Genomic DNA, 8,405 nt, shown 5'->3' with positions numbered 1-8,405 from the left:
ATCCCCCCTAATAAATATTTGCAGACGATTTGCGGCAAATTGCATGGCCTCTGATTCTCTATTCCCGGGATTGAGATTGAAGGAGAAGATCAGCGGGAATTTATCGAAAAAAAATACGAGAAAAGAAGCTAAAAAGGATATTTTCAGGATCCTTTCAGGTCCTCCCTCTGGGTGATATCCTTGATCTCTTTTTTCAGTTCCTCGGGCAGGCCCTTGATCTCCACATCCAAAAATCCCCGAACTATGACGCTCGTGGCCTGCTCAGAGGAGAGGCCCCTGGACATCAGATATTCCAGCTCCTCCTCGGAGATTCTGCCCACTGCGGCCTCATGGGACATATCCAGGTCCCGGCAACGGCCATCGAGCTCCGGAATGGAGTAGATCCGCCCCTCATTGGAGAGGAGAAGGCCGACGCATTCCAGGTGAGCGCGCGCTCCGGGAACGGTTCCAGTCATCCTCCCCCGGGCGATGACATCCCCACCCATGCAGACCACTCGGGAGATGGACTCGGCGCTGGTCTCAGGGGCGTTCAGGAACACATCGCTTCCCACATCGATATTGCCCATGGTGGAGTAGATCACTGTATTGAAGCTGGCCACCGCTCCCCGGCCGGCCAGATTGGCTGTGGGGAATGTCTGCAGGGTCTTGACCGGTCGGAGCATGATGTAGTTGTTGTACAGCGATCCACCCTCCGCGATGGTCACCCCGGTCCTCGGACGCACCTCAACCTCCTTTCCCCAGCTGTGCACCATGGTGAAGCTCACCTTGGCGTTCTTCTGGATATAGTACTCGGAGACGCCGATGTGCAGCCCCCTCTGAACATGGGCGGGGGTGGTGCAGCCGGTGATCACATGCAGCTCAGAGCCCTCCTCGGCGATGACGATGTTATGCACCCGCTGGTTGAGGTTGGTGGAGCCCAGATACAGGCAGCTTTTCACCGGAAAGATGGTCTTCATGTTCTTTTTGGCGCGGATGAAGAAGCCTGCCGGAGGGGCTTCGGCCACATCTGCCGTGTACTTGTCTGCGTCCGCGGCCACCAGCTTCCACCAGTAGTCCTGCAGGAAGTCGTACTTTTTCAGGGCAGAGGCGATATCCATGATCTCCACCCCTTCGTAGAGGGACTTGGCCACTACAGGGGTCTGATCCATCTGCACATAAGCCCCGGAGGATTCGTCATCCAGGGTCACGCCCACGTCCAGAGCTGCCTTCTTTACCACATTGGGCAGATCCAGTGCATCATCGACAGCGCTCTGGGGCTTGGCATCGGACTGGTAGCTCTCCAGGTTTACATCGGTACCAAAGAGCGCCTTCTTATCTCGCGCTTTGCGGGCCTTCTCCTCTATGCTTGACATGCGCACCCCGCACAACCCTCGTATCCGCTTTTCTTGATCTGCTCCAAGATCTCGCCCGGATTTCCGCTGCAGACGATCGCACCGCCCAGCATGACATGGGCCCGGTCTGCCTTCATATAATCCAGGATATGGCCGAAGTGGGTGATAATGATCCCCGATTTCGTCCGGTAGCTTGGTCGCTGATCCTTCTGAGTGAGCTGGTTTATGGCATCTCCTATGAGCTTGATGTTCTCCAGGTCCACCCCAGAATCGGGCTCATCCAGCATCACCAGGTCCGGCTGCTGGGCTAAAAGCTGAACCATCTCCGAGCGCTTGACCTCTCCGCCAGAAAAGCCGCGGTTAACATCCCTCTCCGCAAAGGCCTCAAAGTCCATCTTTTTGAGAATGGAATCGGTGTCTGCCTGGGGATTGATGATCGTGATCAGGTCTTTGAGCCTCAGGCCGCGAATGGCCGGCGGCCGCTGAAAGGCCATGCCTATTCCCAGGCGCGCCCGCTCGTCCATGGACATGTGAGTGATATCCTTTTCTTTAAATATAATGCGCCCTTTATCGATGGTGTACCTGGGAATACCGGCTATGACATTCAAGAGAGTGGTCTTGCCCGTCCCATTGGGGCCGAAGAGGGCATGGGTCTCACCACTGTTTATCCTAAGGTTGAAGTTCTTCAAAACCTGCTTACTGCCAATGCTGACCGACAGATCTTCAATCTCCAGCAGCCGCATCACCTCCAATTGCCAGTTAAGTCTCTCTTTAGGATTATATTACCTTTTGCTGCAGTAGATGAGATGATCCAGAGAATTCAATCCAGAGCACCCTGTGCCACTGCCTCCAGCTCATCGATCGCCTGGCAGATGGATGCATAGCTCATCACCACTCTGCCTGCCACAGTATCCTGGCAGCCCAATAGCCTGCAGAGAGCGAGGTCATACCCCCCAGGATCGATCTTTCTCTTCTGCAGGTACTCGTGGCCCCAGGGGCCGGCCACCAGATACTTGTTAAGCGGATCGGAGGTGCTCGTATAGTGCTCCAGCATGCCCGCGGCGGGATCTTCCATTCGGTCGAAGCTCTTTTGCAGGGCAAGAGCCCTCTTCTCCAGAATTGTTCTGCTGGCCAGGCGGGGGCGCCGCACCAGCTCCTCCAGAGCCTGCAGCTGCGCAGAATCCAGGTTGCGGCGGGCAAAACCAATGGAGTTTTTCAGACCCCTGCCATAAGCCTGCTCTATGGCCGCTCTCCTCTTCTCCCAATCGTCATAGTTGGCATCCAGACTTCCCGTTCTCTTCTCCTCTAATGCTCTCAGAGCGGCTCGAGAGGAATCCAGGCTCCGGGTCACCGACTGCACATAGACCAATACCTTGCCCAGGCCCGAAGAGAACTGGCCCTGCAGCAGCGGCTCAATCATCCCTTTTATCCTATCTGCCGCAACCAACGGATCTGCCTTCATATTCCCCTACCACATCAGCCGGGATGGGATGGTCTGCCCGGCCAATAGAGCGCTCTCATCCTCTCTATGCCGGATGAGCTCCCAGCGGTCCTCAGAGACCATAACTTCTGCCGGTCTCGGCTGGCCGTTATACTGGGAAGCCATGGAGAAGCCATAGGCACCAGCATCCAGGAAGGCCAGGGTATCGCCCCGCACCAGGCGAGGGAGACGGCGGTCTCGGGCCAGCACATCGCCGGTCTCGCAGATCGGGCCGACGATGGTATAGGTCTCCTCTCCCTGCTCTTCCGCACGGTTGGCCGCCAGCACATGATGATAGGAGTCATAGAGCATGGGCCGGGCGAGGACGTTGAAGCCGGCGTCCACTGCCACGAAGTTGACATGCGCCCTCTTGACCACATTGACTCCCGTGAGCATGATAGTGCTGTCCGCCACTATGCTCCTGCCCGGCTCCAAAATGAGCTGAGGGAAGATTCCCATATCCCGGCAGCTATCCTGGATTACCGGCAAAATGGCCTTTGCCAGATCCGAGGGCAGGGGGGCAGGGCTGTCTGGCTGGTACTGGATGCCAAGGCCTCCCCCCAGGTCTATTCTTTCCACATTCCCGCCCTCTGCCATCACTGCCCTGGTGATGTCCATCATCCTTCCCGCTGCCTCGGCGAAGGGAGCGGTATCCAGAATCTGGCTGCCGATATGGCAGTGCAGTCCCACTGGCTTTACCCCTTCAAGCTCCATCGCCCTCTTATAGGTCCCGGCCACCTGCTCCGCGGGAATGCCGAACTTTGAGGATCTCAGGCCGGTGGCGATCTTGGGATGGGTTTTTGGCGATACATTGGGGTTGACCCGAAAGAGGATCTCAGCCTCTGAATCCAGGTTACGGGCGGTCCTGGCCAGGTGCTCCAGCTCTTCATTGGAGTCCACGGAGATGCGAACCCCTGCCTGGAGGGCAGCTACGTGATCCTTCTCGCTCTTGGAGTTGCCGTTGAAGAGGATCATATCCCTGGGAATGCCAGCCAGGCGAACCAGGGAAAGCTCCCCGGCAGAGAATATGTCTGCCCCCATTCCCTCCTGGGCGGCGACTTGCAGAATGGCCAGATTGCCATTGGCCTTCACCGCGAAATATTTCTCTGCATCGGGAAATGCTCTATGATAGCGGCGGATGTTCTCTCGCAGCCTCCTCTCGGAGGTGACGTACAGTGGAGTGCCCTCCTCCGCGGCCAGACGGCAGCAGTCGACGTCCTCGATGTAGAGGTGGTTGTCTATCGTGGTGAGATGATCTTTGGATCCAAACATAGAATCCCATGATCTCTTCTTGATTACTAAATCGTTTCTATTAAAAGCCCGGGTCATAATATCAAAAATCGTGGGAAAAGGGCAGGTTATGCCACTCTTTTCCCAGGATTCTCGTTCAATTTGAGGCAAGCTCATTTCATCGACTTCAACCACTTATCAATCTCTCTGGCGGCGATCTCCCTTCCACCCAGTCCGAACGCCAGGGCCACGGCCACAGCGATGGCGCCCAGCAGCAGTCCAAATGCCAGGTTGATGATCTCATTTGCCAGTCCCATGTGCCTCAGGGCCATGGCTCCGGAGAATATCAATACGGAAATCCTGGTCGCACCGGCAAGCATCTTCGCCTGGCTGGTGTTGCTGGCCATCACTGTGTCATAGGCCAGATTGGCCAGGTAAATGCCAGTGGCAAGTATCACCAGTCCCACCAGAACGCGGCCGGCGAAGACTATGAACTCATAGATCAGATCTGCCATCAGGGCGAAGTTGAGTATTCTGAATGCCTCTATCAGGGCAAAAAGCATTATTGCTACCAGCACCAGATAGCCTGCCACCTGGGAGGGCTTTCTCTCTCCTTCTGCCGGCTCCTTTCCCAGGCCCAGCCAGACCAGTATGGAGTCGAATCCCGCTGCCGCCAGGAGGTTTGTGACCAGCTCTGCCACAATCCTTCCCAGCACATAAGCGATGGCCAGGATCAAAATGGCTCCGAAGGCTGAGGGAAGGGCAGCTAGTATCTGGTTGAGCATATTGGATAAGGGCTGGGTGACGGATACCAGGTCCAGGGCCTGGAGGGCTGCCATGAGGACGGGGATCAGTATCAAGGCATAGACGATCAGGCCGATCAAACCGGCCAGCCCCCGTTCTCCCAGTACCCGGGAAAGGCCCACCTTCTCGCTCAGCCTCTCCGAGCCGACTGCCAGCAGCAGGCCGGTGAGGATCTTTTGCACGATGCGGGCGAGAAACCAGCCGACGAGGAGGATAGCTGCTGCTGCCAGCAGATTGGGGAGGAAGCCAAGCATCTTGGCCATCATCACCTGCAGGGGCTCGAGAAGCCCGCCCAAAGAGAGTGCATTGAGGACCATGGGCAGGAAGAGGAGGAGCACAAGGTAGAATACTATCTCGGCAATGGTCTGGCTCAATGGCATCTCCTTTCTCTCCAGCCCGGCCTTGCTGCCTATGTCCTCATCGATGTTTGCAGATCGAAGAACTGTCAATACCACCCTCTTGAGAACCATCGCCAAGACGATAGCGACGATCGCTATCAATAGAGCGGCAAAGAGCTTGGGGATATAGGCGAAGACCACCGTTAGCATCTCGTTTAATGGCTGAGCAACCAGAGTTAGGCCCAGAGTCTCGAAAAATGCCACTATAACAAAAAACAGTAGAACATAATAAATTATCCGAGTAATCCATCGATTCGAGTCTATGGATCTGGCCCTTTCCTCGCCCACTGCCACCCGGGCTATTTTTTCATCCATTGCAGTGCGACGCAGCGCTTTGCCAATGAGAGAGCTGACAATCAAAGCTACGATCCACCCCACAACAAGGATGATCAAAGCACTAAAGATATTGGAACTCATAGGTCCAAAGATCTGAGTTACCTGATCGCTTATTCTCATAAGATCACCATTCATTTCAGATGCAAATTTCAAAGCCTGTTTGAGCAAAATGCTATTAACAATAATGTACAATACCATTACTTAAAGATAGTGGATGATTAGCGCCCGGATATTGGATCTCAAGAATAAAACCGGCACTTTAAGGACTAGTCTGTAATTAATTTTTACAAAAATGAGTGATATAAGCACCACACGAACTATGAATTTGGGGGAACACAATTCAGCATGCCGATTCAAAAAAATTGTGGAATGAGATCAAGCTCATAGAATTAGCATTTTCCAGCCAGTCTTTGGCCACTACCACTCCCATTTCGCGTCTGTTACCCCTTGCGACTTCAGCTTCTCCTTAAGCTTCTTGCCCTCGTCCTCAGTATCGAACTTCTGCTCAACCTTTTCTCCTTTCTTATTGGTATAGGTTACTTTCATCTTAGCACCCCATAGCTTATAATAGCCTCATTGATAAATAGGCTTTTGCCTTATAAGCTAAAGCTCTGATTCATCTTTGCAATGCTGACACGAGCGCCAAACTCGCTCCTGATGGCCTCAGCCAGTGTCTCTGCGGCACGCTCCTCCCCATGGTTGAGGAATACCTGGCCAGGAAAGCTCCGAAAAGCGCGCAGCCATTCCAGGATCTCGCTTCTGCCGGCATGAGCGGAGAATGCGTCCATCGATTCGATCCTTGCCCGTACATCGAACTCGTGGTTCATTATCTGCACGCTTTTTATGCCGTCAAGCATCCTTCGACCGAGGGTTCCCTCTGCCTGATAGCCGACGCACAGTATTGTGCTCTCCTTGCGCTCGATGTTCTGCATCAGGTGATGGAGCACCCTTCCACCGGTGCACATTCCGCTGGCTGAGATGACTATATGCGGTTCCTTCAGCTCATTTATCGCCTTTGACTTATCCCTGGAGAGGGCATACTCCATTCCCGGAAACTCCAGTGGGCTGTCACCCCTGCTTATGAGGCCGAGGGTCTCCTCATCGAAGCATTCCGGATGGCGGCGGTAGATCTCAGAGGCGGAGATGGCCATGGGGCTGTCTACGAAGCATTTCACCCCGGAGAGCTTGCCCGCTTCTGCAAAGGGATTCAGCTCATAGAGGATCTCCTGGGTCCTACCTATGGCGAATGCCGGGATTATCACATTCCCGCCTTGATCCACAGTCTCCAAAACGATATCAAATAGCCTTTTTCCCCGGTCAGGCATCCTCTCGTGATCCAGATCACCGTAGGTGGACTCGAGCACCAGCCAGTCGGCTTCGTCCACCCTTTGGGGATCACGGAGGATGGGGGTGTCCGGCCGGCCCAGGTCTCCGCTGAAGACCAGCCTCTTTTTGCCAATATCCATCTCAACAATAGTTGAGCCCAGGATATGGCCTGCATCACTGAATCGAACAGATATGTCCCCGATATTAAATCTCTTGGAGTAGTCTAAGGATCTAAACTGGCGCACTGCCCTTTCAGCATCCCCTCTGGTGTATAGAGGCGGGCGAGGAGGCCTTTTCATATCGCGGGCATGGCGGCGTTCCCTTTCCGCCGCCTCTTCCATCAGGTGGGCGGAGTCCTGGAGCATGATCTGGCAGAGGTCTCTTGTGGCATGGGTGCAGTAGACTGAGCCCTTGAATCCCTCGTTGATAAAAAGAGGAATCCTGCCGCTGTGGTCGACATGGGCATGGGTGAGAATCATCGCTTTCAGTCGATTGGGATCATGGCCAAAGCCATCCTGGTTCCGATCGGTATCGCCACCCTGAAATAGGCCTGCATCTATGCCGATTCGGAGATCCCGGGCGTGGAGGACCATATGCGAGCCTGTAACCCCTCCAGCCGCTCCATGGAACTCCAGCTTCATGCCCAAAGTGCGGGGGCTCATCCAAGATTAAGCTTCCGAATAGGACACAAAGCTTAAGTATATCGCAATAATTTGGTTCGTTCGAAAAAATCCGGATAGAGGGTTTCACTGCCATGGCTGACCTGGAGCGATTGGGAGAATGGATTACCGGCAATCCTGTGATAATCATCGTGGCAGCAGTTCTCCTGACACTGGTCTCACTTCACTATGCCCAGCAGATCGAGAGCCAGGGCATGACCACCGAGGCATTCGTCTCAAAAGACTCCGCCCTCTATCAGCTCTACGATCACCTCTACCTGGAAAACTTCGGCTCTGATGGCAATATGATACTCATCGAGGGCGATGACGTAGCAGGGGCCGAGGTTCTGTCTGCCATCCTGCGATTTTCAGATCATATGCATCAGGTGGAGCATGTTCTGGGCGTCCAGAGCGCAGCCGACTGGATAGCGGACGAGGAATACAAGAGGACGGGCATCCGGCAAATCCCCTCTCAGGAGAGGATTGACGAGATCCTGGCAAATTCAGGCACCTCCATTGCCCATCTGATGCCGGATCGCGGCCACACCCGAATCATCATTGGCATGCCCACCACCTCCACCCTAACCGAAGAGCAGCGAAACAAGCTCCTTCTGGAAATAGAGAAAGCAGTGGACTATGCAGAATTCCCCTCGGGATACGGCGTGACCATTACCGGCGACCCCTCCTTCCAGGCGGCAATCGTGCAGATGATGAACAGCACCAACGGCCAGATCCTCGCCCTGTGTGGCCTGCTGATGATAGTAGCCCTGCTGCTCTTTTTCCGGCATGTCAGGTGGTCGCTTCTCCCCTTGCCAGTGGTCTTACTGGGGATCGTCTGGAC

At 54.7% G+C, this 8,405-nt stretch carries 8 protein-coding genes; 1 reads left to right on the top strand and 7 read right to left on the bottom strand.

Annotated features, from left to right (window positions below; genetic code table 11):
* Positions 1–143: 143 nt before the first annotated feature.
* The 7 genes from BP822_RS05315 to BP822_RS05285 form a co-directional block, all read right to left on the bottom strand.
* Positions 144–1,352, bottom strand: coding sequence for a SufB/SufD family protein (locus BP822_RS05315; RefSeq protein WP_286877881.1), 1,209 nt, complete (start codon positions 1,350–1,352; stop codon positions 144–146).
* A complete protein-coding gene (locus tag BP822_RS05310) occupies positions 1,340–2,068 on the bottom strand; it encodes an ABC transporter ATP-binding protein (RefSeq protein ID WP_342766304.1) in 729 nt (242 codons plus the stop codon). Before BP822_RS05310 ends, BP822_RS05315 begins: the two co-directional genes overlap by 13 nt.
* Positions 2,069–2,151: 83 nt before the next feature.
* A complete protein-coding gene (locus tag BP822_RS05305; protein WP_286877879.1) occupies positions 2,152–2,793 on the bottom strand; it encodes a hypothetical protein in 642 nt (213 codons plus the stop codon).
* Between the two features lie 6 nt (positions 2,794–2,799).
* Positions 2,800–4,083: a diaminopimelate decarboxylase gene (gene lysA / locus BP822_RS05300; RefSeq protein ID WP_286857962.1), complete on the bottom strand. Its 1,284-nt coding sequence runs from the start codon at positions 4,081–4,083 to the stop codon at positions 2,800–2,802.
* A 131-nt stretch (positions 4,084–4,214) separates the two neighbouring features.
* The gene (locus BP822_RS05295) at positions 4,215–5,714 is read right to left on the bottom strand and encodes a mechanosensitive ion channel (RefSeq protein WP_286857959.1); all 1,500 of its coding nucleotides are present in this window, start codon (positions 5,712–5,714) and stop codon (positions 4,215–4,217) included.
* 282 nt (positions 5,715–5,996) lie between these two features.
* Positions 5,997–6,125, bottom strand: a complete 129-nt coding sequence (locus tag BP822_RS05290; RefSeq protein WP_269798786.1) for a hypothetical protein — start codon at positions 6,123–6,125, stop codon at positions 5,997–5,999.
* Between the two features lie 50 nt (positions 6,126–6,175).
* Positions 6,176–7,546 (bottom strand): MBL fold metallo-hydrolase RNA specificity domain-containing protein, encoded by a 1,371-nt coding sequence (locus BP822_RS05285; protein ID WP_273278139.1) that lies wholly within the window; start codon positions 7,544–7,546, stop codon positions 6,176–6,178.
* A 113-nt stretch (positions 7,547–7,659) separates the two neighbouring features.
* On the opposite strand from BP822_RS05285, the gene BP822_RS05280 reads away from it, so the two are divergent.
* Positions 7,660–8,405, top strand: a 746-nt coding sequence (locus BP822_RS05280; protein ID WP_286877878.1) for an MMPL family transporter, incomplete at its 3' end; no start/stop codon positions are given.

The organism is Methanosaeta sp. UBA458 (assembly GCF_002496085.1).
Lineage (GTDB): Archaea > Halobacteriota > Methanosarcinia > Methanotrichales > Methanotrichaceae > Methanothrix > Methanothrix soehngenii.
The sequence above is the reverse complement of the archived record's forward strand: the minus strand, read 5'-3'. Positions and strand labels throughout refer to the sequence as shown.